The sequence below is a fragment of the Mesorhizobium sp. M0016 genome (assembly GCF_040324035.1).
Taxonomy (GTDB): Bacteria; Pseudomonadota; Alphaproteobacteria; order Rhizobiales; family Rhizobiaceae; genus Mesorhizobium.
Genome location: NZ_JAMYVM010000037.1, coordinates 1 through 24899, shown reverse-complemented (window position 1 = coordinate 24899; position 24899 = coordinate 1). Strand labels below are relative to the sequence as shown.

The 24899-nt window shown below is 64.1% G+C and carries 24 protein-coding genes and 1 pseudogene; 13 read left to right on the top strand and 12 right to left on the bottom strand.

Annotated features, from left to right (window positions below):
* Window positions 1-3 precede the first annotated feature (3 nt).
* Genes NKJ88_RS31170 through NKJ88_RS31155 form a run of 4 tightly spaced genes read right to left on the bottom strand, consistent with a single transcriptional unit; the run spans window position 4 to window position 3005 of the window.
* Window positions 4-924, bottom strand: a complete 921-nt coding sequence (locus NKJ88_RS31170; protein WP_023723327.1) for an isoaspartyl peptidase/L-asparaginase — start codon at window positions 922-924, stop codon at window positions 4-6.
* Between the two features lie 2 nt (window positions 925-926).
* Window positions 927-1661: an amino acid ABC transporter ATP-binding protein gene (locus NKJ88_RS31165; protein ID WP_023710015.1), complete on the bottom strand. Its 735-nt coding sequence runs from the start codon at window positions 1659-1661 to the stop codon at window positions 927-929.
* A gap of 1 nt (window position 1662) precedes the next feature.
* Window positions 1663-2334, bottom strand: coding sequence for an amino acid ABC transporter permease (locus tag NKJ88_RS31160; RefSeq protein ID WP_023667866.1), 672 nt, complete (start codon window positions 2332-2334; stop codon window positions 1663-1665).
* The gene (locus NKJ88_RS31155; protein WP_023823556.1) at window positions 2334-3005 is read right to left on the bottom strand and encodes an amino acid ABC transporter permease; all 672 of its coding nucleotides are present in this window, start codon (window positions 3003-3005) and stop codon (window positions 2334-2336) included. Before NKJ88_RS31155 ends, NKJ88_RS31160 begins: the two co-directional genes overlap by 1 nt.
* Window positions 3006-3176: 171 nt before the next feature.
* On the opposite strand from NKJ88_RS31155, the gene NKJ88_RS31150 reads away from it, so the two are divergent.
* Window positions 3177-3341 carry a hypothetical protein gene (locus NKJ88_RS31150; protein ID WP_245260037.1) on the top strand — a complete coding sequence of 55 codons (165 nt, stop codon included), beginning with the start codon at window positions 3177-3179 and terminating at the stop codon, window positions 3339-3341.
* Between the two features lie 20 nt (window positions 3342-3361).
* Here NKJ88_RS31150 and NKJ88_RS31145 read toward each other — a convergent pair whose 3' ends face one another.
* The 4 genes from NKJ88_RS31145 to NKJ88_RS31130 form a co-directional block, all read right to left on the bottom strand.
* Entirely contained in the window at window positions 3362-4465 is a 1104-nt protein-coding gene (locus tag NKJ88_RS31145; RefSeq protein ID WP_352446750.1) for an alcohol dehydrogenase family protein, read from the bottom strand.
* An 8-nt stretch (window positions 4466-4473) separates the two neighbouring features.
* Window positions 4474-5853 (bottom strand): aspartate aminotransferase family protein, encoded by a 1380-nt coding sequence (locus tag NKJ88_RS31140; RefSeq protein WP_352446749.1) that lies wholly within the window; start codon window positions 5851-5853, stop codon window positions 4474-4476.
* A 30-nt stretch (window positions 5854-5883) separates the two neighbouring features.
* Window positions 5884-7377: an NAD-dependent succinate-semialdehyde dehydrogenase gene (locus NKJ88_RS31135; RefSeq protein ID WP_352446748.1), complete on the bottom strand. Its 1494-nt coding sequence runs from the start codon at window positions 7375-7377 to the stop codon at window positions 5884-5886.
* 129 nt (window positions 7378-7506) lie between these two features.
* Window positions 7507-7995, bottom strand: coding sequence for an Lrp/AsnC family transcriptional regulator (locus tag NKJ88_RS31130; RefSeq protein ID WP_352446747.1), 489 nt, complete (start codon window positions 7993-7995; stop codon window positions 7507-7509).
* Between the two features lie 82 nt (window positions 7996-8077).
* Between NKJ88_RS31130 and ehuR the strand changes: the two genes are divergently transcribed.
* From ehuR to doeB, 10 genes are all read left to right on the top strand, one after another.
* Window positions 8078-9463 (top strand): MocR-like ectoine utilization transcription factor EhuR, encoded by a 1386-nt coding sequence (ehuR, locus tag NKJ88_RS31125; RefSeq protein ID WP_023823550.1) that lies wholly within the window; start codon window positions 8078-8080, stop codon window positions 9461-9463.
* Between the two features lie 124 nt (window positions 9464-9587).
* Window positions 9588-10373, top strand: coding sequence for an ectoine/hydroxyectoine ABC transporter ATP-binding protein EhuA (gene ehuA, locus NKJ88_RS31120; protein WP_023682675.1), 786 nt, complete (start codon window positions 9588-9590; stop codon window positions 10371-10373).
* Window positions 10374-10436: 63 nt separating this feature from the next.
* Window positions 10437-11288 carry an ectoine/hydroxyectoine ABC transporter substrate-binding protein EhuB gene (ehuB, locus tag NKJ88_RS31115; protein WP_352446746.1) on the top strand — a complete coding sequence of 284 codons (852 nt, stop codon included), beginning with the start codon at window positions 10437-10439 and terminating at the stop codon, window positions 11286-11288.
* 206 nt (window positions 11289-11494) lie between these two features.
* Entirely contained in the window at window positions 11495-12154 is a 660-nt protein-coding gene (gene ehuC / locus NKJ88_RS31110; protein WP_023667875.1) for an ectoine/hydroxyectoine ABC transporter permease subunit EhuC, read from the top strand.
* Window positions 12155-12170: 16 nt separating this feature from the next.
* Window positions 12171-12830 carry an ectoine/hydroxyectoine ABC transporter permease subunit EhuD gene (gene ehuD, locus NKJ88_RS31105; RefSeq protein ID WP_023709687.1) on the top strand — a complete coding sequence of 220 codons (660 nt, stop codon included), beginning with the start codon at window positions 12171-12173 and terminating at the stop codon, window positions 12828-12830.
* 8 nt (window positions 12831-12838) lie between these two features.
* Entirely contained in the window at window positions 12839-13618 is a 780-nt protein-coding gene (gene eutA, locus NKJ88_RS31100) for an ectoine utilization protein EutA (protein ID WP_023747990.1), read from the top strand.
* Window positions 13619-13623: 5 nt separating this feature from the next.
* Window positions 13624-14610 carry a hydroxyectoine utilization dehydratase EutB gene (gene eutB / locus NKJ88_RS31095; protein WP_023735670.1) on the top strand — a complete coding sequence of 329 codons (987 nt, stop codon included), beginning with the start codon at window positions 13624-13626 and terminating at the stop codon, window positions 14608-14610.
* A gap of 232 nt (window positions 14611-14842) precedes the next feature.
* Window positions 14843-15835: a cyclodeaminase gene (locus NKJ88_RS31090; protein WP_352446745.1), complete on the top strand. Its 993-nt coding sequence runs from the start codon at window positions 14843-14845 to the stop codon at window positions 15833-15835.
* Between the two features lie 136 nt (window positions 15836-15971).
* Window positions 15972-17150: an ectoine hydrolase DoeA gene (gene doeA / locus NKJ88_RS31085; protein ID WP_023823548.1), complete on the top strand. Its 1179-nt coding sequence runs from the start codon at window positions 15972-15974 to the stop codon at window positions 17148-17150.
* A gap of 5 nt (window positions 17151-17155) precedes the next feature.
* The gene (gene doeB / locus NKJ88_RS31080; protein WP_023823547.1) at window positions 17156-18160 is read left to right on the top strand and encodes a N(2)-acetyl-L-2,4-diaminobutanoate deacetylase DoeB; all 1005 of its coding nucleotides are present in this window, start codon (window positions 17156-17158) and stop codon (window positions 18158-18160) included.
* A 25-nt stretch (window positions 18161-18185) separates the two neighbouring features.
* Here doeB and NKJ88_RS31075 read toward each other — a convergent pair whose 3' ends face one another.
* Window positions 18186-19682 carry an aldehyde dehydrogenase family protein gene (locus tag NKJ88_RS31075; RefSeq protein ID WP_352446744.1) on the bottom strand — a complete coding sequence of 499 codons (1497 nt, stop codon included), beginning with the start codon at window positions 19680-19682 and terminating at the stop codon, window positions 18186-18188.
* Window positions 19683-20231: 549 nt separating this feature from the next.
* Window positions 20232-21749 (bottom strand): winged helix-turn-helix domain-containing tetratricopeptide repeat protein, encoded by a 1518-nt coding sequence (locus NKJ88_RS31070; protein ID WP_023714884.1) that lies wholly within the window; start codon window positions 21747-21749, stop codon window positions 20232-20234.
* Between the two features lie 255 nt (window positions 21750-22004).
* Between NKJ88_RS31070 and NKJ88_RS31065 the strand changes: the two genes are divergently transcribed.
* Window positions 22005-22232, top strand: coding sequence for a DUF1127 domain-containing protein (locus NKJ88_RS31065; RefSeq protein ID WP_352446743.1), 228 nt, complete (start codon window positions 22005-22007; stop codon window positions 22230-22232).
* A 102-nt stretch (window positions 22233-22334) separates the two neighbouring features.
* Window positions 22335-23516, top strand: a complete 1182-nt coding sequence (locus NKJ88_RS31060; protein ID WP_352446742.1) for an MFS transporter — start codon at window positions 22335-22337, stop codon at window positions 23514-23516.
* Window positions 23517-23831: 315 nt separating this feature from the next.
* Here the strand turns inward: NKJ88_RS31060 and NKJ88_RS31055 are convergent, their stop codons facing one another.
* Both NKJ88_RS31055 and NKJ88_RS31050 read right to left on the bottom strand, forming a co-directional pair.
* Window positions 23832-23996 (bottom strand): DUF3309 family protein, encoded by a 165-nt coding sequence (locus tag NKJ88_RS31055; RefSeq protein WP_023667887.1) that lies wholly within the window; start codon window positions 23994-23996, stop codon window positions 23832-23834.
* Between the two features lie 367 nt (window positions 23997-24363).
* Window positions 24364-24789 (bottom strand): annotated as a pseudogene (locus tag NKJ88_RS31050) (ATP-binding cassette domain-containing protein); the annotation flags it as partial.
* Window positions 24790-24899 lie beyond the last annotated feature (110 nt).

The following is a 24899-nucleotide window of genomic DNA, read 5'->3' as shown; positions in this document are numbered from 1 at the left end:
TTTTCAAGTGACACGCTTTGCTGCCCGCAATTCGGGTGCGGACATGCAGTCCTTCCAGAGCCAGTAGCGGACCTCGCCCTCGCATCTGAAATTTACCACCTCATGGTTCTGCTCGGCGTCGACGGCGTGGATGACCACGCCGGCTAGGAAGCCGGTGTCGAGTTCACCGAGTTCCTCGACCGCCAGCGCGACCGCATCCGACAAGGATCGGCCAAGCTTCATGGCCAGCACGACGGTCCGCGCGGTCGTGCAGCGCATCGTCATCTCGCCGGTATGGGTGCACGCCGCCGCACCATAGCGGCTGTCGGCGTAAAAGCCTGCGCCGGGAATGGGAGAATCGCCGAGCCGGCCCGGATATTTCCAGGCCCAGCCCGAGGTCGAAGTCGCGGCATGGATGCCGCGCCGCGCATCCGCCGACAGGAAGACGGTGGTGTCGCGGACGCGCTCGGGATCGGTTATAGTACGGCTGAGCGGCGCCAGATCGATATCGGGGAATTTCGCCAGCTGTTGCGGTGTGAGTTCCTGTTGCAGCCGCTCCCACCAGACGCGCTTAGAGTCCTCGAACAAGACTTCGTCTTCGGCAAAACCGATTTCGCTGGCAAAGCGCCGCGCCCCTTCGCCGGTCAGCATCACATGCGGCAGGCGCTTCATCACCTGGTGCGCCAGGGCAGCGACCGCCAAGGTCCTTGGCACAGCGCCGACTGAACCGACCTCTCGTGTATTGCCATCCATGACGCCGGCGTCGAACTCCATCTCGCCCAGCATGTTCGGCCAGCCGCCATAGCCGACGCTTCGAACCTTGACCTCTTTCTCCACCATGCCGATGCCGGCAACCATCGCGTCCAGGCTGACGGCGCCATCGCGCAGCATTTGCACCGAGGTCTCGAATCCCGGCCATGCTTCGTTGTTGGCTAACAGCAGCATTCCTAGTCCTTGCGCATCCTGGAGAGAAACTGCGCAACCCGCGGCTGCGCCCGGCCGCCGTCCGCGGCGAAGAAACGATCCGTCGGCAGATCGACCACCAGCCTGCCCTTGTCGAGGAAGACGATGCGGTTGGAAATCTCGCGCGCGAATTCGATCTCGTGGGTGACGAACAGCATCGTCGTGCCTTGCGCGGCGAGCTTTGCCAGGATGGCCAGCACCTCGGAAGTCATTTCCGGGTCGAGCGCGCTGGTGACTTCATCGAGCAGCAGATAGCGCGGCTGCATGGCGAGCGCCCGGCAGATGCCGACACGCTGGCGCTGCCCGCCCGACAACTGCGCCGGGTAGGCGTTGGCCCGATCGGCGAGGCCGACGGACTCGAGCAGCTTGCGCGCCAGCGCCTCGGCCTCAGGGCGCGGCATCTTCAGCACCTCGATCGGGGCGAGCGTAATGTTCTGAAGCGCGCTCATATGCGGATAGAGGTTGAACAGCTGGAAGACGGTGCCTGAGCGCTTGCGCGCCTCGGCCAGCTCCTTCGGCTTGCTGACATCGAAATCGTCGACCGTGATGCGGCCCGACTTCAGCTTTTCGAGGCCGTTGATGCAACGGATCAGTGTCGACTTGCCGGACCCCGACGACCCGAGGATCGAGACCACTTCGCCGGGCGCGATCGTCAGGTCGACGCCGTCCAGCACAGTGACCTCGCCGAACGCTTTGTGCACGTTTTCGATCTTGAGCATGTTAAAGCCCCCGCCAGGCGCTGTGCGCCCGCAGGCGGTTTTCAAGACGCTCGCCAAGCAGGGCGACCAGCTTTGCCGCGCCATAGTAGAGCAGCCCGACGACGGTCCAGACCACGAACGGCTTCAAGGTGCGCATGTTGAGGATGTGGCCGATCTTGGTCAGGTCGACGACGCCGATGACAGAAATCAGCGACGTCACCTGAAGCTGGTTGACCAGCAGCGCGACGAGCGGGCCGACCGCGAAGGCGGCAGCCTGGGGCGAAACGATATGGCGCAGGACCTGCCACCGGGTCAGGCCGAAGACACGCGCGGCCTCGACCTGCTCGCGTTCGATCGACTCGATCGCCGAGACCGCGATGACATAGACGAAGGCCGCGGTGTTCGCCGACAGAGTGATGGTCGCTGCGGTGACCGGCGTCACCCTTATATGCAACAGGGCCGGCAGGCCGAAGAACACCAGGAACAGCTGCACCAACACCGGCGAGTTCTTCAACAGCTCCGACAGGAAGGTGACGACCTGGGCCAGAACCGGCACACGGTAGAACCGCACCAGTGCCCAGCTCAGGCCAATCAGCAGTCCGATCAGAGAGGTGACGAGAAACAGCGCGATGTTGGTGCCGAGACCTTGCGCCAGCAGGATCAGGTCGTAGGAGGTGAAGTCGCTGAACCGCATCAGTCGACCGCCTCCATCATGTCCCGATTGAGATGGCGGTGGAGCAGGGTGACGCCCAGCGAGACCAGATAGGTCAGGGCCGCATAGGCACAGAGCAGCACCACATAGACCTCGAAGGGCCGATAGGTCTGCGAGACGACGATCTGGGCTGAGCCGGTGAGCTCGTTGAGCGTGATGGTCGAGAGGATCGAGGACGTAAGGATCATGTTGATGAGCACGGATCCGAGCGGTCGCACGGAGGTGCGCAGCGCAATCGGCAGCACGATGCGGGTAAAGATCTTGCGCCTGGACAGGCCGCTCACTTCAGCGGCCTCGATGATGCCCTGGTCGATGGCGAGGATGCCGGCGCGAATGATGTCTGAGGCATAGGCGCCGCCGGCAATGGAAAGGGCCACGACGCCGGTGGTGAAGGCATCGATGTAAATGCCGAGCTCGGGCAGGCCGTAATAGAAGAAGAACAGCTGGACGATGAACGGCACATTGCGGAAGAGATCGACATAGACGAAGGCGATCCGTCGAAGCAGTGCCGAGGCGGAGGTGCGTGCGATCGCCACCAACGCGCCCATGACGACGCTTCCCACCAGCGACAGCGCGCAAGCCGCCGCCGTAAGTTCGGCGCCGCGCGCCAGAAAACCCAGATGCGGGAGCAGAATGGACAGATCGAAATGCACCGGCGGTCCCCAGTGAAACCGGTTTCACTCTTTTGGCTTTCGCCTCGTCTGTCAAGATGCAGGGTCTGGTTGCCGGCCTGTGGATGCATTCGTTGCGATGATTTCGCTCATGCGCGCTATGTCTCAAGCGCCGGCAATTCGCCGCCGGCTTTCAACTCGACGACGCCGCCTATGCCAGCCGCGCGTCGCTGCGATGGCGGCTGGGGCGGCGCCCTCGGTTTTGCCGATCCCGGCGCCGGCGTCGGATTCGGCTACGTCACCAACCGCATGCTGGGTTTCGACGACGTCGATCCACGCCGCAAGGTATTGATTGATGCCGTTTACGACGCGCTCTGACGTAGGAGCGTTGAGAGCCGTTATGCGCGGATGTTCCACATGGCGTCCGGCACAACCACCAGCTTGCCGACGAAATCCTTGGCGATGAAGTCGGCCTGCGCCTTGTGGAAATCGGACAGTTTGTAGACACCGGCGACCAGCGGCCGGATTTTCTTCGCTTCGATGTATCCAACGATGCGGCGGAAGTCGGCGCGCGTCCCCTGGCTCGATCCGTGCAGTTGCAGCTGCTTCAGATACATGGTCCGGAGATCGAGCTGCACAACCGGACCGGCAATCGCGCCGGCGGTGGTGTAGCGGCCTTCGGGCCTCAGGATGCGCAAGAGGTCGTTGAAGATCGCGCCGCCGACGAGATCGGCGACCACATCGATCGGCTGGCCGCCAGTGGCTTCATTCACGGCGGCGGGAAGATCGGCAACCCCACGGGTAATAACCGCTTCGGCGCCGACGTCGCGCACCGCCTGCTCCTTGCCCTTGCCGACGACGGCGTAGGGAATGGCGCCGCGCGCCCGCGCCAGCTGCACGATGCCGGAACCGACGCCGCCCGAGGCGCCGGTGACCAGCACGCGTTCGCCGGTTTTCAGCCCGGCGCGCTCCAGCATCTGCTCGCCGGTGAGGTAGGCGCAGCAGAAGGTGGCGAGTTCGACGTCGCTCATGTCAGTATCGACGACATGCGCATTCTCGCCCGGCACCGTCTGGTACTCGGCGTACCCGCCGTCGCGACCGTGGCCCATATAGTCGATGTCGGCGAGCGAATCGTCGTCGCGGTTGTAGATCGAAAAGTCGACCATTACCCGTTCGCCGATACGGCCCGGGGAAACGCCTTCGCCGACGGCAGCGATGGTGCCGACCGTGTCGGTGCCCTGGATGCGCGGGAAGGTAAGCGTGTTGCCTTGCCGCCGCCACGTCGACACGGCGGCAGCGTCCTCCTCCGTGCCATAGGCGCCCTGGCGTACCCAGACATCGGTGTTGTTCATACCGCAAGCGCTGACCCTGACCAGCACCTCGCCGGCGGCAGGCACAGGCACTTTCACATCGGTGCGATAGACGAGCTTTTCCGGTCCGCCATGCCCGGTGAGCAGCACGGCGGCCATGGTGGCGGGGAGGGTCTTGGTCATGGCATTCATCGTCGATCTCAGAGGTTGGCAAACACGCTGTTGACGGCATCGGCGGTTTTCGAAACGACGATGTCGGCTTCCTCACGCGTCAGGCAGAGCGGCGGCGCGAAGCCAAGGATGTCGCCCTGCGGCATGGCGCGGCCGATGACACCGCTGGCGGCAAGTGCTGTCGCCACCTGCGGCCCGATCTTGAGCGAAGCATCGAAGAACACCCGGTCGTCCTTGTCGGCGACAAATTCGACTGCCGCCAGCATGCCATCGCCGCGCACGTCGCCGACATGTCTGTGACCGCCGACGGCCTTGGCCAGTTCGGCGCGGAAATAGGCGCCCGTCTCATCGGCGTTTGTCACCAGGTCCATCTCGTCGATCAGTTCGAGATTGGCGACGCCGGCGGCGACGCAGATCGGGTGCGCCGCATAGGTCCAGCCATGGCCGAGCGAGCCAAGCTTGTCGGAGCCCTGCACCAGCACCTGCCACATCTTGTCGGCAACGATGACGCCCGACAGCGGCGCATAGGCCGAGGTCAGGCCCTTGGCGATGGTGATCAGGTCCGGCTTGATGCCGTAATGGTCGGAGCCGAACATGGTGCCCAGACGGCCGAAGCCCGTCACCACCTCGTCGGCGACCAGCAGCACGTCATACTTCTTCAGCACCGCCTGGATCTTCTCCCAGTAGCTGGCCGGCGGCGGCACGATGCCGCCAGTACCGAGGATCGGCTCGCCGATGAAGGCGGCGACGGTTTCGGGACCTTCGGCCAGGATCATCTCTTCAAGCTTGTCGGCGCAATGCTGCGAGAACTGCTCCTCGCTCATCGAGCGGTCGGCGCGGCGGAAATAGTAGGGCGCTTCGGTGTGCAGGACCGGCGCGCGCGGCAGGTCGAAGGCATTGTGGAACAGGTCGAGCCCGGTCAGTGATCCCGTCATCACGCCCGAACCGTGATAGCCGCGCCAGCGCGAGATGATCTTCTTCTTCTCCGGCCGCCCAAGCACGTTGTTGTAGTACCAGATCAGCTTGATGTTGGTTTCGTTGGCGTCCGAACCGGAGAGCCCGAAATAGACCCTGCTCATGCCCTTCGGCGCGCGGTCGATGATCATCTTGGCCAGCGTGATCGAGGCCTCGGTGCCGTGGCCGACATAGGCATGATAGTAGGCGAGGTTTTTCGCCTGGGTGGCGATGGCATCCGCGATCTTTTGGCGGCCATAGCCGACATTGACGCAATAGAGACCGGCAAAGGCATCGATGCTCTTCTTGCCATTGTTGTCCCAGACGGTGACGCCTTCACCGCCGGCCATGATGCGGGTCGGGCTCTCGCCTCGCGCATGCGTGCCCATATGGGTCGAAGGATGGAAGAAATGGTCGCGATCCCAGGCGTTGAGTTCGTTGGACTGGTTGAGCATTTTTGACTCCTTGAGGGATGGCCGGACGGACTATGCGACGTCCAGGCAGAGGTACTTCAGATCGGTGAAAGCTTCGAGCCCATGGCGCGAGCCTTCGCGACCGATGCCGGATTGCTTGACGCCGCCGAATGGGATCGGCGCGCCGGTGATCTTGACGCGATTGATAGCGAGCATGCCGTAGTCGAGCGCGCGGCCCAGGCGCTGCTGGCGGGCGCCGTTCTCGGTAACGACATAGGCGACCAGGCCATATTCTGTGGCGTTGGCACGGGCGATCACTTCGTCCTCACTGTCGAACGGCGTGACGGCGGCGACCGGCCCAAAGGTCTCCTCGCGCATGATCAGCGCTTCGTCGCTGACGTCGGCCAGCAGCGTCGGCTGGTAGAACAGCGGCCCGGCCTGATGCCGCTTGCCGCCGGTGAGACAGCGCGCGCCACGAGCGATGGCATCGGCGACCTGCTCTTCGACCTTTGCGACGGCACGCTCATGCATCAGCGGCCCGATGTCGATCTTGTTGGTAAGGCCGTTGCCGGTGCGCAGCGCCTCGATACGCCTGGCGAAGGCGGCGCAGAAGCGATCGTAGATGGGGCGCTGGACGTAGATGCGGTTGGCGGCGAGGCAGTCCTGGCCGGAGGTGGCGAATTTGGCATCGATGGCGATGCACACCGCCTTGTCCAGATCGGTATCGGCAAAGACGATCAGCGGCGCGTGGCCGCCAAGCTCCATCACCAGCCGCTTCATCGTCGGCGCGCTCTGTGCCGCGATCAACCGGCCGATCTCCGTCGAGCCGGTAAAGCTCATGGCGCGGACGCGCGGGTCTTCGCACATGCGGCCGACGATGGTTGCAGCCCTTCCGGTGATGACGTTGAAGACACCGGCGGGCATGCCGGCGCGCTCGCCAAGTTCCGCCAGCGCCAGCGCCGACAGCGGCGTCTCGGATGAAGGATGCGCGACGATGGTGCAGCCGGCGGCAAGGGCGGCCGCCGCCTTGCGGGTCAGCATCGCCGCCGGAAAATTCCAAGGCGTGACGACGCCGACGACACCGAGCGGCTCGCGCCTCACCATCATCTCGGCATTCGGCAGATGGCTGGTGACGCTCTCGGCATTGAGGCGCTTTGCCTCTTCGGCATACCATTCGAGGAAAGAGGCGGCATAGTCGATTTCGCCGAGCGATTCCTGCAGCGGCTTGCCCTGTTCCAAAGTCATCAGCAGGGCAAGGTCGTCTTTCGCCGCGATGATCAGCTCGAACCATTTTCGCAGAATTCTCGACCGCTCCTGCGGCAGCAGTGACCGCCAAGCCGGGAAGGCACGCGCGGCGGCACCGATTGCCCTTGTCGTTTGCTGCGCATCGAGCGCGGCGACAAACGCGACCGTCGCGCCTGTGGCCGGATCGGTGACTTCAAAGCTTTCGGCCGCTTCGCTCGCGGTCCAATGCCCATCGACATAGGCAAGCTCGCGCAGCAGCCGGCGGTCGGAGAGGCGGTCGAGTGCCTCATGGCGATGCGAGCGGGCAAAATGCGCGGACATGGTCGAGGCCTCCCGGATCGGACGATGCGGGAAGACTATCCGTCACATGCAGACAGAGAGACTGTTTCGACGCCCTGAAGGAGAGAGAGTCTCTCTATTGTGCCGCCCCGACAGACATTCTCTCCGGGCTTATGCCGACGCCGGCAACAGGTCGGCTATCGGTAGCACGATTTCGTCCTTCACCGTCTTGGTGACGATGTAGGTGAAGTAGCGGTCGATGCCGATCTCGCGCTGCAGCAGGCCGTCGACCAGCCGCTGATAGGCGTCGATGTCGCGCGTCATCACCTTGACCACATAGTCGACGCCGCCGCCCACCGACCAGCAGGCGACGATTTCGGGGATGTCGCGGATGACGCGTTCGAAGCGGTCGAAATCGGCCTGGCGATGGCTGGCCAGCGTCACCTCCATCAACACGGTGGCGACCGGCGCCACCACGCGCATGGCGATCCTGGCGTGGTAGCCCGAGACGATGCCTGCCTTCTCCAGCTTGCGCAGCCGCATCCAGCACGGCGTCGGCGACAGCCCGACCTGTTCGGCCAGCGCCAGCTTGGTGATGCGCCCGTCGCGCTGGATGGCGTCGAGTATCCTGAGGTCGACCGCGTCGAGTTTTGATGTCATCGGCGTCCGCTTTTTGTCGGCATCACCATGACGGCGCATTATTTCGATTGTCAATTGCACTGATTTCGATCTCTATTAAGTCATGACATTATGGCAACCCGACCCTGCGCTCATCCGCCGGCCAGCCTATCAAACGCTGGCCGACCAGTTCGCCCGCGCCATTCATGACGGGCGGCTGGCCAAGGGCGCGCGGCTTCCAACGCATCGAAGGCTGGCAGACGATTTAAAACTGTCGGTGCAGACGGTCAGCCGCGCCTACGAAGAACTGATCCGGCGCGGCCTGATTTCGGGCGAGATCGGCCGTGGCAGCTTTGTCCAGACGCAGCGCCGCGACCCGGAGCCGCCCTATCTGCCGGAGCGCCTCGGCGAGGTCATCGATCTGTCAATCCTGAAGCCGGTCTGCGAGCCGATGCATTTGGAGCGGCTGAAGCAGGCGCTGGGCTGGCTGGCCGAAAACCTGCCATCCAGTTCGGCGTTGTCGTTCCGGCCCAACATGGTGTTCCCGCGTCACCGCGCGGTGGCTGTCGAATGGCTGAAACTGTGTGGGCTCGACACCTCCGCACAGAATATCAGCCTGACCAATGGCGCGACCGCCGGGATGACCGTGGCGCTGATGAGCGTTGCGCCGCCGGGATCGACTGTCGCCACCGAGGCCATCGGCCACCACACGCTGGTGCCGCTGGCGCGCTATCTCGGCTTCAACCTGGAAGGCCTGCCGATCGACGGCAATGGCCTGATCCCGGAGGCGTTGGACGAGGTCTGCCGGCTCACCGACATTCGCGCGGTATTCGTGCAACCGTCGGTGATCAACCCGACGGCGACGCTGATGGACGCTCGGCGGCGCGAAGAGATCGCCGCGGTCGCGCGCAAGCACGACATCGCCATCATCGAGAACGATGTGCTGGGTCCGCTGATCGAGGACCGGCCGCCGCCGGTCGCCGCCTTTGCGCCGGAGCGCACGCTCTACGTCACTTCCTTCACCAAGATCACCGTACCTGGCCTGCGCATCGGCTATCTCGCGGCGCCCGACCGCTATGTCGCCGCCGTTGCCAACCGGCATCTGGTGTCGAACTGGATGGCGACGCCGCTGGTGGCCGAGATCGCCACCAAATGGGTGACCGACGGCACGGCGATGGAACTCGTTCGCTGGCAGCGGGCGGCATTGCGCCGCCGCCAGGACATCGCAGCCGAGGTGCTGGGCGGGGTTGGTTATCGCGCCAGGCGCGACGGGCTGCATGTCTGGTTGCAACTGCCCGCGGACCGTGCCGAGGAAAGCTTCGTCGCCCAGGCCCGCCTGCAAGGCGTGGCGATCGCGCCCGGCACCTCCTTCCGCATCTCGGATGCGCCCTGGCATCCGGCGGTGCGCATCTCGCTCGGCTCGACCACCGAGGGGGAACTGCGCGCCGGCCTCGGCGTTGTCACCAAGTTGCTGCTTGGCGATCCGGAGCATCTGCTGCTCGCAATCTAAGCGGGAATTGCTCTGGAATCATGCAGTGCCGGAAATATTGTCATGATTTTATTTTCCCAATTGACATGATTTGGCGCGTTCCGCATCGTTAAGGGCACAGGCTTCTCCAGCAGGGGAAATTCATTTGTCCTCACCCATCATCAAGGTCGACGCCATTTCGAAGAGCTTCGGCTCGTTCAAGGTACTGGACGGCCTGTCGATGCAGGTCATGCCCGGCGAGAAGCTGGCGCTGATCGGCCCGTCCGGCTCGGGCAAGACGACGATCCTGCGAATCCTGATGACGCTGGAGAAGATCGACGGCGGCCATATCCAGATCGATGGCGAGCAGCTCTATCACATGGAGCGCAACGGCCAGCTGCTGCCCGCCGACGAGCGGCACCTGACCAAGATGCGGCAGAAGATCGGCATGGTCTTCCAGCTGTTCAATCTGTTTCCGCACAAATGCGTCATGGATAACGTCACGCTGGCGCCGATGCTGACCAAGGGCACGCCTCGCGCCGCCGCTGAAAAGCGGGCCATGGAACTGCTCGACATGGTCGGCATGGCCGACAAGGCGAAGTCGATGCCGGCGCAGCTGTCCGGCGGCCAGAAGCAGCGCGTGGCGATTGCCCGTGCGCTGGCATTGTCGCCGAAGATCATGCTGTTCGACGAGGTGACGTCGGCCCTCGATCCGGAGCTGGTCGAGGAGGTGATGAATGTCATGCGCAAGCTCGCCGCAGAGACCGACATGACCATGCTGCTGGTCACCCACGAGATGGGCTTTGCCCACGACTTCGCCGACCGCGTGCTGTTCTTCGACCGCGGCAAGATCGTCGAAGAGGGCAAACCAGACGAGATTTTCCGCCATCCAAAGCAGGAGCGCACGCAAGGCTTCCTGAAGAAGATCATCGCAGCCGGACATCGTGTCTGACCGCTTTGCGGGGCGGAAGACCGCCCCAGACAAAACCAAGAAGACAACAAGGAGTTGGGAACAATGAAGAAACTTGGCATTCTGGCCGGCGTCGCCGGTCTCGCACTGACGGCGGTGCTCGCCGCGTCGAGCACCGGTTCGGCCGATGACAGCAAGCTCGAGCAATTGAAGGCGCAGGGCTTTGCCCGCGTCGCGATCGCCAACGAGCCGCCCTATACGGCGGTCGCCGCCGACGGCAAAGTTTCGGGTGCGGCGCCCGACGTGGCGCGCGAGGTCTTCAAGCGTCTCGGTGTTGCCGACATCGTCGCTTCGATCTCCGAATATGGCGCGATGATCCCCGGCCTGCAGGCCGGCCGCTTCGACGTCGTCACCGCCGGCCTGTTCATGAAGCCGGAGCGTTGCGGGGCGGTCGTCTATTCCGAGCCGGTGCTATGCGACGCCGAGGCGATGTTGGTGAAGAAGGGCAATCCGAAGGGCTTCAAGAGCTACGAGGACGTCGCCAAGGACACGTCAGCCACCATTGGCGCGCCCGGTGGCGGCACCGAGGAGAAGCTGGCGCTCAACGCCGGCGTGCCGCGCGAGCGCGTCATCGTCGTGCCGGACGGCCAGAGCGGCCTGAAGATGCTGCAGGACGGTCGCATCGATGCCTATTCGCTTCCCGTCCTGTCGATCAACGACCTCGTCAAGAAAGCCAACGATCCGAACCTCGAAGTCATCGCCCCGGTGGTCGGCGCGCCGGTCTATTGCGACGGCGCCGCCTTCAAGAAAGGCGATGAGGCCCTGCGCGATGCCTTCGATGTCGAGCTCGCCAAGCTGAAGAAATCCGGCGAGTTCGCCAAGATCATCGAGCCCTACGGCTTCTCGGCCGCAGCCGCGATGTCGACCACGCGGGACAAGCTCTGCGCGGCGAAATAGCGCCGTTTTTGCCTTCTCCCTGTTCACGGGGAGAAGGTGGCCCGAAGGGCCGGATGAGGGGCGGCGCCAGGTTCTGAGAATTTAGCGCTGCCCCTCATCTGCCTGCCCGTCCTCCGCAGCAGCTGCGCTGCAGCTTCGGAGGGTGGACTGGCATCTTCTCTCCGTGAACGGGGAGAAGGAAGCTAACCGCCAACGTTGGAACCCGAATGACCCAGTGGTCCGGCTACCTCGGCCTGATATTGCAGGGAGCGCTTGTCACCATCGAGCTGACGCTGATGGGGTCGGTGCTCGCCCTGATCATGGCCTTCCTCGCCGGCATGGGCCGCGTGTCGCGCTTCTTTGCGCTGCGCTGGCTGGCCACCGCCTATATAGAATTCTTCCGCGGCACCTCGATCTTCGTGCAGCTGTTCTTTGCCTATTTCGTGTTGCCGTTGATCGGCCTCGAACTGACCCCGCTGCAGGCGGGTGTGCTGGCGCTGGGCCTCAATGTCGGCGCCTATGCGGCCGAGGTGGTACGCGGCGCCATCCAGTCGGTCGGCCGCGAACAATATGAAGCCTGCATCGCGCTCAACCTCGGCCGCTGGCAAGGTATGCGCCATGTCATCCTGCCGCAGGCGCTGCTGGTCATGCTGCCGACCTTCGGCAACAACGCCATCGAGCTGCTCAAGGCGACCTCCGTGGTGTCGCTGATCTCGCTCGCCGATCTCACCTTTCAGGCGCAGGTCGTGCGCTCGCAGACTGGCAACACGCTGGCGCCGTTCACCACCATCCTGATCATCTATTTCGCCCTGGCGCTGATCATCTCCTGGGGCGTGCGTTCTCTGGAACGCCGCATGGCGCGCGGCCTCGACGGGGTGCGCGTCTGATGGCCGGAGCTTCCTGATGGATTGGGACTGGAACTTCGTCTGGGAGATCCTGCCGACGCTGATCCAGGGCGTGAAGATCACCATCCTGGCAACGCTGCTCGGCTCCGTGCTGGCCGCTGTCGTGGGTCTGGGCATCGCGCTAGCACGACGCTCGCCCAACAAGGCGCTGTCGCGCACCGTTGGTTGGGCGGCCGAATTCATCCGCGGCACGCCGCTTCTGGTGCAGCTCTATTTCATCTTCTACGTGCTGCCGGATTTCGGCATCCTGTTGCCGCCGCTGGTCGCCGGCGTCATCGGGCTCGGCTTGCACTACGGCACCTACACGGCGGAAGTCTATCGCGCCGGTATCGACAACGTGCCGCGCGGCCAGTGGGAGGCGGCCAAGGCCTGCAATCTGAGCGCCACGCAGACCTGGACCAACATCATCATTCCGCAAGCGATCCCACCGATGATCCCGGCTTTGGCCAACTATTTCATCGCCATGTTCAAGGAGACGCCGCTGCTGTCGGCGATCACCGTGCTGGAGCTGATGAACCAGGCCAAGAGCGTCGCCAACACCTATTATCGCTACATCGAGCCGATCACGCTGGTCGGCGCCTTCTTCCTCGTCATCAGCCTCTTCTCGGTCGTGCTGCTGCGCTGGCTGGAACATCGCTACGGCAAGATCGAAAGGTAATTCTCAAGATGAAACCGCTGCCCAAAATCAGGCTGACGCCGACAATGCCGGCGCTCGATGCGCGCCCGCTGGAAAAGCGCGTCGGCCTGATCATCCTTGCCACCGACCACACCAGCGAACCGGATTTCCGCCGCATGGTGGCGAGCGAGCGGGTCGGCGTCTATGTCGCGCGCATTCCCTACAAGAATCCGACCACACCCGAGAATCTCCGCAAGATGCAGCCGGAGCTTGCGGCGGGCGCGGCGCTGATCCTGCCCGACGAAAACCTCGACGCGATCTGCTACTCCTGCACCTCGGCCTCGGTGGTGATTGGCGACGCTGAAATCGAGGCCGCAATCCAGTCTGCCAAGCCGGGTGTTCCTGTGGTCACGCCGCCGATGGCCGGCCTGCGCGGGCTGCAGGTGCTGGGCGCGAAAAAGATCAGCATCCTCACCCCCTACACCGTCCAAACCTCCAGGCCGATGGCGGCTTACTTCGCCGCACGTGGCTTCGATATCCTCAGCTTCACCTGTCTCGGTTTCGAGGACGATCGCGAGATGGCGCGCATTGCGCCGGCAGCGATCGTCGACCTGGCTCGTGAGGCGACGCATGCGCAGGCCGATGCACTGTTCGTGTCCTGCACCGCATTGCGCGGAGCGCTCGCGGTTCCCGGCATGGAACAGGCGATCGACCGCCCGGTCGTCACCAGCAATCAGGCCAGCGCCTGGAATTGTTTGCGGTTGTGTGGCGACGGGACGTCGCATCCCGAATTTGGCCGTCTGATGACGCTGCCTTTGCCGCGCGATTGACGATCATGACGACAGTCACCCTTAACGATATTCGTGCCGCCCGGGAGCGAGTTGCCGGCAAAATCGAACGCACGCCGACAGGGTTATCTCACAGCCTTTCCGAACGACTGGGCATCCCCGTCCACCTCAAGCTTGAACACCGCCAGACCACCGGCAGCTTCAAGCTGCGCGGCGCCTCGAATGCCGTTGCTTCGCTGAGCGCCGAGGAGAAGGCGCGCGGCGTGGTCGCGGCGTCGACCGGCAATCATGGCCGTGCGCTGGCCCATGCCGCGAAGCTCGAAGGCATGCGTGCGGTGATCTGCATGTCGCGACTGGTGCCGGGCAACAAGCTCGACGAAATCCGTCGGCTTGGCGCGGATGTCCGCATCATCGGCAACAGTCAGGACGAGGCGCAGCAGGAGGTCGAACGGCTGGTGGCGCAGGAGGGACTGGTGATGCTGCCGCCCTTCGACCATCCCGCCATCGTCGCCGGGCAAGGCACGCTTGGACTGGAGATGATCGAGCAGGTCCCGGATGCCGCTCTCGTCCTGGTGCAGCTCTCCGGTGGTGGACTCGCCTCGGGCATCGCCGCCGCCGTCAAGGGCGTCAGCCCCGGGACAAAAATCATCGGCGTTTCGATGGCGCGCGGCGCGGCGATGAAGGCCAGCCTCGATGCCGGCCGTCCGGTCGAGGTCGAGGAGTTGCCGACGCTGGCGGATTCGCTCGGCGGCGGCATCGGTCTCGACAACCGGCTGACCTTCGCCATGTGCCGCGATCTGCTCGACGACGTCATCCTGCTCACCGAGGACGAGATCGCCGCCGGCATCCGGCATGCCTATGAACAGGAGCGCGAGATCGTCGAAGGCGCCGGCGCGGTCGGCATCGCTGCGCTACTCGCCGGCAAGGTCAGGGCGACCGGGCCGGTGGTGGTTCTCCTCTCGGGCCGCAATATCGACATGAACACGCATCGCAAGATCGTCTGCGGTGACGCAATCGCGGAGCGCGCGGCATGAAAACTCTCCCACGCCGAATTCCCGCCCACCCCCCTCTGTCCTGCCGGACATCTCCCCCGCAAGGGGGGAGATCGGCAGCTTCGATGCGGTCGCTATTCTTGCTGCGCTGGAGATTGGCGAAGGCAGGAGTGCAGTCCAATCTCCCCCCTTGCGGGGGAGATGGCCGGCAGGCCAGAGGGGGGTGTGACGGAACACTATCCTTCGTGGTGCGCGCTAGTACGGAGCGCGACACATGAGTCCGATGACCATCCTCACCGAGAAGGAACTGCGCACAATCGTGCCGCTCGATCTCGACGCGGTCGCCTGCGTCGAAAACGCTTTCCGCGCGCTCGCCACATTGCCGGTGGCGATGCCGCCGATCCTGCGGTTGGACATTCACGAGCAGCGCGGCGAGGTCGATGTGAAGTCGGCCTATGTGCCTGGAATAGACGGTTTCGCCGTTAAGATAAGCTCCGGCTTCTTCGACAATCCGAAGCTCGGTCTGCCCAGCGGGGGCGGCATGATGGTGTTGCTCTCGGCAAGAACCGGTGTGGTCGAGGCGCTGCTGCTGGACAATGGCTATCTCACAGATGTCCGCACCGCTGCTGCCGGCGCCGTCGCGGCGAAGCATCTGTCGCGGCCGGATTCGTCCGTCGCCGCAATCTTCGGCGCCGGCGTGCAAGCCGGGCTGCAACTCGAAGCGCTCATGTTGGTGCGGCCGATCGCCGAGGCACGTATCTGGGCGCGCGATGCGGTCAAGGCGGAGACGGCCGCAGGCGCGCTGCGCGAAAAACTAGGTATTCTCGTGCGCGCCGAGCCGGATGCAGCCAAAGCAACCATCGGCGCCGACATCATCGTCACCACCACGCCGTCGGCCGAGCCGCTGATCAAGGCCGGCTTTGTCGTTGCCGGGCAGCACATCACCGCCATGGGCTCGGATGCCGAACACAAGAACGAGATCGCGCCGGCGATCCTGCGCATGGCCGATCTCTATGTCGCCGACAGCGCCAAGCAGACACGGCGTCTGGGAGAACTGCATCACGCCATCGCATCGGGCGTGATGGGAGCCGATGCCGAGGTCACCGAACTCGGCCAGATCATCGCCGGCGAACGGCACGGAAGGCGCTCGGCCAGCGACATCACCATCGCCGACCTCACCGGCACCGGCGTGCAGGATACGGCGATCGCCACGCTCGCTCGCGACCGGGCGCGGGCGGCCAATGCCGGAACCGTTTTCGAGAGCTGATGCTGGCCGCAAGCATGATCCGGAAAAGTGGAAACCGGTTTTCCGATCAGATCATGCTCAAGCAAAAAATTCCTGGAGCCGGATCCAACGAAGTGAAAACGGGCTCCAGGACCCCAACAAACGAGGACCAAGAACAATGCAACCGAACCTGAAATTCTCGCGCGCCGAATTTGCGGATCGCCTCGCCAAGACGCGAAAAGCCATGGAGGGGAAAGGCGTCGATCTGCTTGTTATCAGCGACCCATCCAACATGGCCTGGCTGACCGGCTATGATGGCTGGTCGTTCTATGTGCATCAGGCGGTGATCGTGCCACCATCGGGCGAGCCGGTCTGGTACGGTCGCGGCCAGGATGCCAATGGCGCCAAGCGCACCGCCTATCTCGCGCATGACAACATCGTCGGCTATGCCGACCACTACGTGCAGTCGACCGAGCGCCACCCGATGGATTTTTTGGCAAGCGTGCTTAGTGATCGCGGCTGGGGCAAGCTGACCGTCGGCGTCGAGATGGACAATTACTGGTTCTCGGCTGCCGCCTTCGCCGCGTTGCAGAAGCACCTGCCCAACGCCCGCTTCGTCGACGCGACAGCGCTGGTCAATTGGCAGCGCGCGGTGAAGAGCCCGACTGAAATCGACTATATGCGCAAGGCGGCCCGCATCGTCGAAGCCATGCACCAGCGCATCGTCGACAAGATCCAGGTCGGCATGCGCAAATGCGATCTGGTCGCCGAGATCTACGATGCCGGCACGCGCGGTGTCGATGGCGTCGGCGGCGACTATCCGGCGATCGTGCCGCTGCTGCCGTCGGGCGCCGACGCCTCGGCGCCACATCTCACCTGGGACGACCAGCCGATGAAGTCGGGCGAGGGCACCTTCTTCGAGATCGCCGGCTGCTACAACCGCTACCATTGCCCGCTGTCGCGCACCGTCTTTCTCGGCAAGCCGACACAGGAATTCCTCGATGCCGAGAAGGCGACGCTGGAAGGCATGGAGGCGGGGCTTGCGGCGGCGAAACCCGGCAATGCCTGCGAGGACATCGCCAATGCCTTTTTCGCCGTGTTGAAGAAATACGGCATCGTCAAGGACAACCGCACCGGCTACTCCATCGGCCTATCCTATCCGCCGGATTGGGGCGAACGCACCATGAGCCTGCGCCCCGGCGACCGCACCGAACTCAAGCCCGGCATGACCTTCCATTTCATGACCGGCCTGTGGCTGGAGACGATGGGACTGGAAATCACCGAATCCATCCTGATCACCGAAACCGGTGTAGAGTGCCTCGCCAATGTACCGCGCAAACTGGTGGTGAAGAATTGAGCCCGATGCCTAGCCTCCGCCCATCTCCGATCGCGCCGACCGTCGATTTCGACAAGGACGGCGTGCAACATGGTTTCCTGCGCCTGCCCTACAGCCGCGACGACTCGGCCTGGGGCTCGGTGATGATCCCGATCTGCGTCATCCGCAACGGCAAGGGGCCGGCCGCGCTGCTCACCGGCGGCAACCATGGCGACGAGTATGAGGGGCCGCTGGCGCTCTACGATCTTGCCCGCACGCTCGATCCCAAACAGGTCAGCGGCACGGTGATCATTGTGCCGGCGATGAACTATCCGGCCTTCCGCGCCGGCACGCGGACGTCGCCGATCGACAAGGGCAATATGAACCGCAGCTTTCCCGGCCGCCCCGACGGCACGGTGACCGAGAAGATCGCCGACTACTTTCAACGCGAACTGCTGCCGCGCGCCGACCTCGTCTTCGATTTCCACTCCGGCGGCAGGACGCTGGATTTCGTGCCCTTCTGTGCCGCGCACACGGTGCCCGACAAGGCACTGGAGCAGAAAGCCTTCGACGCGGTCGCCGCATTCGCGGCTCCGTTCTCGATGCGCATGATCGAGATCGACTCCGTCGGCATGTACGACACGGCGGCGGAGGAAATGGGCAAGGTCTTCGTCAGCACCGAGCTTGGTGGCGGCGGCACCTCGCGCGCACAGACGGTGCGGATTGCGCGGCGCGGCATCAGCAATGTGCTGCGTCATGCCGGCATTGTCGCCGGTGCAGTAGAGAAGAGCCCGACGCAGTGGCTCGACATGCCGTCGGGCGATTGCTTCTCCTTCGCCGAGGACGACGGCATGATCGAAACCATGGTCGATCTCGGCGAGCCTGTGAAAGAAGGCTCGGTGCTGGGGCGCATCCATTCCACCGGCCGCACCGGCATCGCTCCGCAGGAAATCCGGGCAAAAATGTCCGGCATTCTGGCGGCGCGGCATTTCCCCGGCCTGGTCAAAGCCGGTGACTGCGCCGCCGTCCTGGCCGTTTTGGTTTCATCGTGATTTCGCAGAGTACGCCGCGCGAATATCAGTCAGTCTGGATCCAGACCGACTTGGTCTCCAGATACTCGTGCAGATGCTCGATGCCGCCCTCACGGCCATAGCCGGACATCTTCATGCCGCCGAACGGCACCGCCGGGTCGATGGCATGGTACATGTTGACCCAGACCGAGCCGGCCTTGACGCGGCGGGCAAGCTTGTGCGCGGTGCCCAGATGCGTGGTGAAGATGCCGGCGGCCAGGCCATAGGGCGTCGCATTGGCACGCGCCACCGCTTCGTCGAGCGTCTCGAAGGGCATCGCCGAAATCACCGGGCCGAAAATCTCCTCGCGCGCGATGGTCATCTGGTCCGACACGGCGCCGAAGACCGTCGGCGCAATGAAGTTGCCGCCATCGTAGAGCTCGCCGGTCAGCCGCGAGCCGCCGGCGACCAGTTCGGCGCCTTCGTCGCTGCCGGCCCTGATATAGCCCTCCACCTTGGCTGCCTGCCTGGCATTGATGAGCGGTCCGATTTCCGTCTCGGCCTCGATGCCATGGCCGATTCGCAGTCTGCCGGCGAAATCGGCGAGCCGTCGGACGAACTCGTCATGGATTTCGCGCGCCACGAACAGCCGCGAGCCTGCAATGCAGATCTGGCCCGAATGCACGAACACCGCCATCGCCGCGATCGGAACAGCCTTGTCGATGTCGGCGTCGCGGCAGACGATGATCGGCGACTTGCCGCCGAGTTCCAGCGAAACGCGCTTGAGGTTGGCCACGGCTGCCCGCGCAATGGCCTGGCCGGTCAGCGTCGATCCGGTGAAAACGATCTTGTTGACGTCTGGATGTTCGGCGAGCCGCGCACCGGCTTCGGCCCCGGTGCCGGTGACGACGTTGACGACGCCGTCGGGCACGCCGGCTTCCTGCATCAGTTGCGCGATCAGCAGCGGCGTCAGCGACGCATCCTCGGACGGTTTCAGCACGATGGTGCAGCCCGTCGCCAGCGCCGGCGCGATCTTCCAGATCGAGGCGGCGGTCGGCGCGTTCCAGGGAATGATCGCACCAACGACGCCCACCGGCTCGCGCCGGGTGAAGGTGACGATCTCGCCGGGAATCGAATTGTCGATCGTCTCGCCATGCAGCGCCGTCGCCATGCCGGCATAGAAGCGCAGCATGCCGATGACGCGGCGCCGGTTAGCGAGCGTGCGCGTGATCGGCAGCCCCATATCCAGCGTGTCGGAAACGCTGAGCTCTTCCCAATGCGTCTCGAAGAGATCGGCGATCCTGAGCAGCACGCACTGCCGCTCGTAGGGCGAGAATTTGGACCATGGGCCTTCGAAGGCCGCGCGCGCGGCGGCCACCGCCGAGTCGATATCGGCAGCCCCGCCGCGCGGCACTGTCGCCAGCACCTCGCCTGTTGCCGGATTGAGTGCCTGCATGCCGTGGCCGGACTGCGCCGCGACCCACTTGCCGCCAATGAACATCGGTCGGAATTCGCCATGGTACAACGCCGTGGCCTTCGCCTTCGGGTCGAAGTTCAGCGTCATCTCTTCCTCCTCGCAATTCCGTGGCGACTATTACTCCCGCCGCCGACCTCAAACAAGGAAAGCTAAAGGGCGCTCAGATAATCAGGTTGTGCGCGTGACTTCCGATCACGCGAGCAACAAGAAACAGACAGCCGCTAGAGCATGATCCCGAAAAGTGGGAACCGGCTTTCGGAAAAGATCGTGCTTCGACAAACGGCATCTAGAAAAATCATCCGGCATCTAGAAAAATCATCGCGAGTTGTCGGAGCGCGTCGCTGAAAGCTCAACGAGGCAAGCCGATCATTGCCCACGGCGACCGCGATGCCGGCATTGCAGACGAGAGCGCAACAGGTAGTCGCCCGCCGCCACCCAGCGCTCACCCGCGGCCGGATCGATCGTTGGCCGTTCCAGCCGGCTTCACCGTGACAGAGGTTTCGCGCGCCGCTTCGCTGCAATCGCTGTCGGATGACTGCTCGCGGAAGCAAGATCGGTCAGCGGCCTCGCGACTTGCAAACATTGGCAGTTGAGCCGCAACGGACGGTGCCTGCATCGATCGAGCACGCCGGTCCGTCACTCCGGAAGTCCGGCCTTTCGGAAGCCATCGACGAAATGGTCGAGCGTGGCCGTGTCGCGGAACGGCTCCGTCTCGACCCAGTGGCGGGTGGTGAAATGTGGGTTCGCGACAAGGAACAGGTCGACCTCGGCGCGCGCCTCGTCGATCCGGCCGAGTTGCGCAAGGCTTGCCGCAAGGAAACGGCGCGAGCTTGTCCGATACGTCTCGTCCCGGCGCGTCGTCTCGACGGCGGCTTCATAGTCGCGCGCCGCATATTGCGCCTGGCCGAGCGTCAGATAGTACCAGCTTGCCGGAAACGGGTTCAGCCGGAACGCCTTGCTGATATAGTCGAGGCCCTCCTCGACGCGCCCGGCCAGGACCGCGATGTCGGACAATGTCGCCCAGGCATCGGCCTCGTTCGGGTCGAGCTCGAACGCCTTGGCAAATCCCACATCCGCTTCGTCGAATCTGCGCTCATAGGCAAGCAGGTTAGCAAGCACCCAGTGGCAGCCGGCATCGTTGGGATCGATCGCCACAGCCTTGCGCGCCAGTTCCAGGGCAAGGCCGCGGGCAGGCTCAATGGGCTCTCCCCAATGCACCCATCCCATCCAGTGGTTCATGGCAAGCCAGCGATAGGCTTCGGCATAGTCCGGATCGAGCGCAAGCGCGCGCGTCAGCAACAGATGCGCTTCGCGCGCCGTCTCCGGCGAGACGTCGATCAGGTTGCGGGCTCGCACGCACAGATCGTAGGCCTCGAGATTTCGGGGCCGGTTGCGCGGCAGCGGCGCGCGCAGCCGGCCAAGCAGCGCCTCGACGATCTTGGCCGTCACCTCGTCCTGAACGGCGAAGATATCTTCCAGGCCGCGATCGAAGCGGTCTGCCCACAAATGCTCGCCGCTCAGCGCGTCGACCAGCTGGGCGTTGATGCGCACGCGCCCGGCGGCGCGTCTGGCGCTGCCCTCCAAGAGATAGCGCACGCCAAGTTCTCTGGCGACCTCGCGCACATCCACCGCCTTGCCCTTGTAGGCAAAGGTCGAGTTGCGCGCGATGACGAACAGGCCGCCGATCCTCGACAGGTCGGTGATCAGGTCTTCGGTCAACCCGTCGGCGAAGGCTTCCTGCTCGGGGTCGTTGCTGAAATTGGCAAAGGGCAGCACGGCTATCGACGGTTTGGCGGGCAGCGGCAAAGCCTGTCGCTTCTCGTCGCCGAGCTGTTCGATGGCGCCGGCGAAGCGATAGCCGACGCGCGGAACGGTCGATATCCATTCTCCGCCGTTCGTGGCCGGACCCAGCAGCTTGCGCAATTGCGCAATCTGGACGGTGAGGTTGCCTTCCTCAACGGCGGTGCCTGGCCATGCCGCATCCATCAACTCGGCCTTGGCCACGATCTCGCCGGGCCGGGCGACGAGCGCCGCCAGCAGCTGCAGTCCGCGGTGGCCGGCGGCGACGGGAACCTGGTCCCGAAGGAGCGTTCCCGCACCCGGATCAAGCACGAACGGACCAAAGGCAAAGCGCGATCCCTGCATAACGCGCATCTATAGAGCAATTCCAGGAAAGGTGTGAAGGCGGTTTTCCCACGGGAAAGCGCGGCGGAGCGCTTCACGGACGTATGGCGTCAAAACAAAGAGTTGAGCACCTCGCCGTTTCCATGAAACGGCGAGGTGCTCTAGCCAGTTTGGAACTTTTGAGAACTATTTGGCCGGGCTTAATTACGGCGCCGTCCGCATGCGGCAGAGTTCAACCTCTTGCAAGCCGAGGGCTGTCGCCCGTTAAACCGAATGGAGGTTGCCATGAACGATACCCTTGCTTCTGCTGGTGCAGCCTGGCCGGAAAAGGCGGTGTCGCCTCGCCCGCATCTGACGAGCCCGCGGGGCATGATCGCGGCCTGGCGCGAGCGGATACGCTTTCGCTGGGACCTCAAGCAGATGGCGGAGGCCAATCCGCACCTGATCGACGATATCGGTCTGACCAGACGCCAGGTCGAGGCCGAAATCGTAAAACGCTTCTGGCAAGTGTGAGCTGATGTCGCGGATAAGACCCGACCGCCTGTTTGGGCGTGCCGCGACACTTTGCCGGCATTTGCACTTGCCGGAACGTGCCGATCCTGCTTCGAAGTCGGCATGAGCGCCGAAGACGCGACGTCACCGCCGGAGAACCACATCGCATGGGCCGCGATGGCCGGCATCATCGCGACAGTTACGGTGTTCGCCATAGCACAGGGGCTGACGTATCCGCTGCTCAGCTTCATCCTGGAACGGCAAGGGACGACACCGGGCCTTATCGGCCTCTCGGCCGCGATGACGCCTCTGGGTTTCATTATATCGTCGCTCTTCACGCCGGCGCTGGTCCGGCGGGTGGGCGCGGCGCGCTTTGCGGTTGTGTGTTCGATCCTGGCAGCAACCGTCCTGATCGCGATTGCCTGGACGCAGGATGTATGGGCCTGGATGCCGTTGCGCTTCCTGCTCGGCTTCTTTGCCAATCCGCTTTACGTGATCAGTGAAACCTGGCTGGTCTCGATCACAGCCGCCGCACGCCGAGGCCGCATCATGGGCCTGTACTCCTCCATCGTTTCCGCCGGCTTTGGCCTCGGCCCGCTGTCGCTAGGCTTGGTCGGCACGCAAGGATGGCCACCCTTCATCATCGGCAGCGCGGCCTTCCTTGTCTGCGGCCTGATCGTGCTTGCCGTCGCGCCACGCCTGCCCGACATGCCGCGTGAGGGCGAAGCGGTGTCGGTCGGCGGCTTCTTCGCGCTGGCGCCGCTGCTCTTGTTCGCAGTCTTCACGGCTGCCGCCTTCGAGCAAGTCCTGCTTTCGCTGTTCGCGGTCTATGGTGCCGCGCTCGGCAGCACTGAGCAGCACATCGCTTCGCTCATCACCTGTTTCATCGCCGGCAATGCCGTGCTGCAGGTCGTGCTTGGGCGCGCCGCCGAACGGTTTGGCTCGAAGCCGATGATGCTGTTCTGTGTCCTGGCTTGCCTGGCCGGTTGTTTGCTGTTGCCGTTGCTCTTCGCTACATGGCTTGTCTGGCCGCTCTTCTTCGTTTGGGGCGGTGTCTCGTTCGGGATCTACACGCTGTCGCTGATCCAGCTCGGCGAGCGTTTCACCGGTCAAGCCTTGATCGCCGGCAATGCCGCCTTCGCGTTCGTATGGGGCGTAGGCGGCATCGTCGGCTCCCCGGTGGCCGGGCTGGCGATGCAACTGACCGGACATCAGGGACTGCCATCGTCGCTTGGCATCCTGTGCTGCGTGCTGGTGGTGTTTCTGCTGGCGGAACTACGGCGGGTTGACCGCGTTCAGGCGTAAGGCGTGCCTGCGGGCCGATGCTGCCCTTGTCGACAAGAGCGAGAAAGGCCGAACCCGCCTCGTCGCCGTCCTGGGTTCTCGAAGCGTCCGATCCGCCTCGATGAACGCCACGGCCGCCAGGCGGGTGTCGGGGTCTGCAGCATTACGCCCGGCGTCTTCGGATAGTGCCACCATTAGGATATCCCAGCTCGTCGCGTTCGCTCGCGCCGACGCCGGCCCAGTGTTTCCGGACCAGCAATGTCTTCAGCTGCCATGTCTTCAAACCTCGATGTCAGGCGCGCCGCCGTAGAAACTCGGCGGCCGCCAATGGCGACGCTATATTCGCCCGAGAACAACCAGAATGATCACGATGATCAGCACCAGCCCGAGGCCACCGCCGCCATAGTAACCAGTGCCGTAGAACGGGCCGCCGCCGAGGCCGCTGAAGCCGCCGAGCAACGCGATGATCAGGATGATAATAAGAATGGTACCCAGGCCCATATGCCGTCTCCTTCGCTGCCGCGCCGTTCACGGCGCGGCTCGAAGAACTAAACTCCCAGCAAGCCTTCCTGTTCCCCGGCGATTTTCATCCGACGGCTAAGGAACGAAAGCCATCATCACGGCGTTTGCTGAGGTTCAGGCGCAAGCTCGGCGTGCCATCACGCGCGCTGGGCGGCGCGTAGAATTCAGAATTTGCGCGGGATCGCCCTTAAGGCGGCCGGCGGCTCGTCCACCCGAACGCGCCGGCAGGCGTGACGCCGGGCTTACGCTGGAAGGCGAGCTTAAACGTGTCGACATCTGAAGCCGAATTGGTCGACGACGAGTTTTGGCCCCGCACCATTTCCAGTCGAGCCGAACCGGCAGCAGCTCACGTCGCCTTGCCGGCCAGCGCGCCTATGTCTTCCTCGGCAATATCGTCGAACGATGCGTAGTTCATGTTGTAGAGCCTGGCATAGAGGCCCTTGGCCGCCATCAGCTGCTCGTGGTTGCCGCTTTCGACGATCTCGCCGTTCTGTAAAACGATGATGCGGTCGGCGCCGCGTATGGTCGCCAGCCGGTGCGCGATGACCAGGCCGGTGCGCCCCTCCAGCAGCGTGACCAGCGCCTTCTGGATCAGCATCTCGGTGTAGGAATCGATGCTCGCTGTGGCCTCGTCGAGCACCAGGATCTTGGCGTCCGCCACCAGCGCGCGGGCAAAGCTGATCAGCTGGCGCTGGCCGAGCGAGAGATTGCCGCCGCGCTGCTCGAGCTCGGTGTCGTAGCCATCGGGCAAATGCTCGATGAAGTCGTGGGGGGGGGCCGGCCGCCCCGCGCGCCCCCCCGGATAGCGCCGTGGGGGCGGGGGGGGGGGGGGGGTGTTTTTAAAATACACGGCCGGAAAAAAGAAACCCGGGGTGGGGTTTT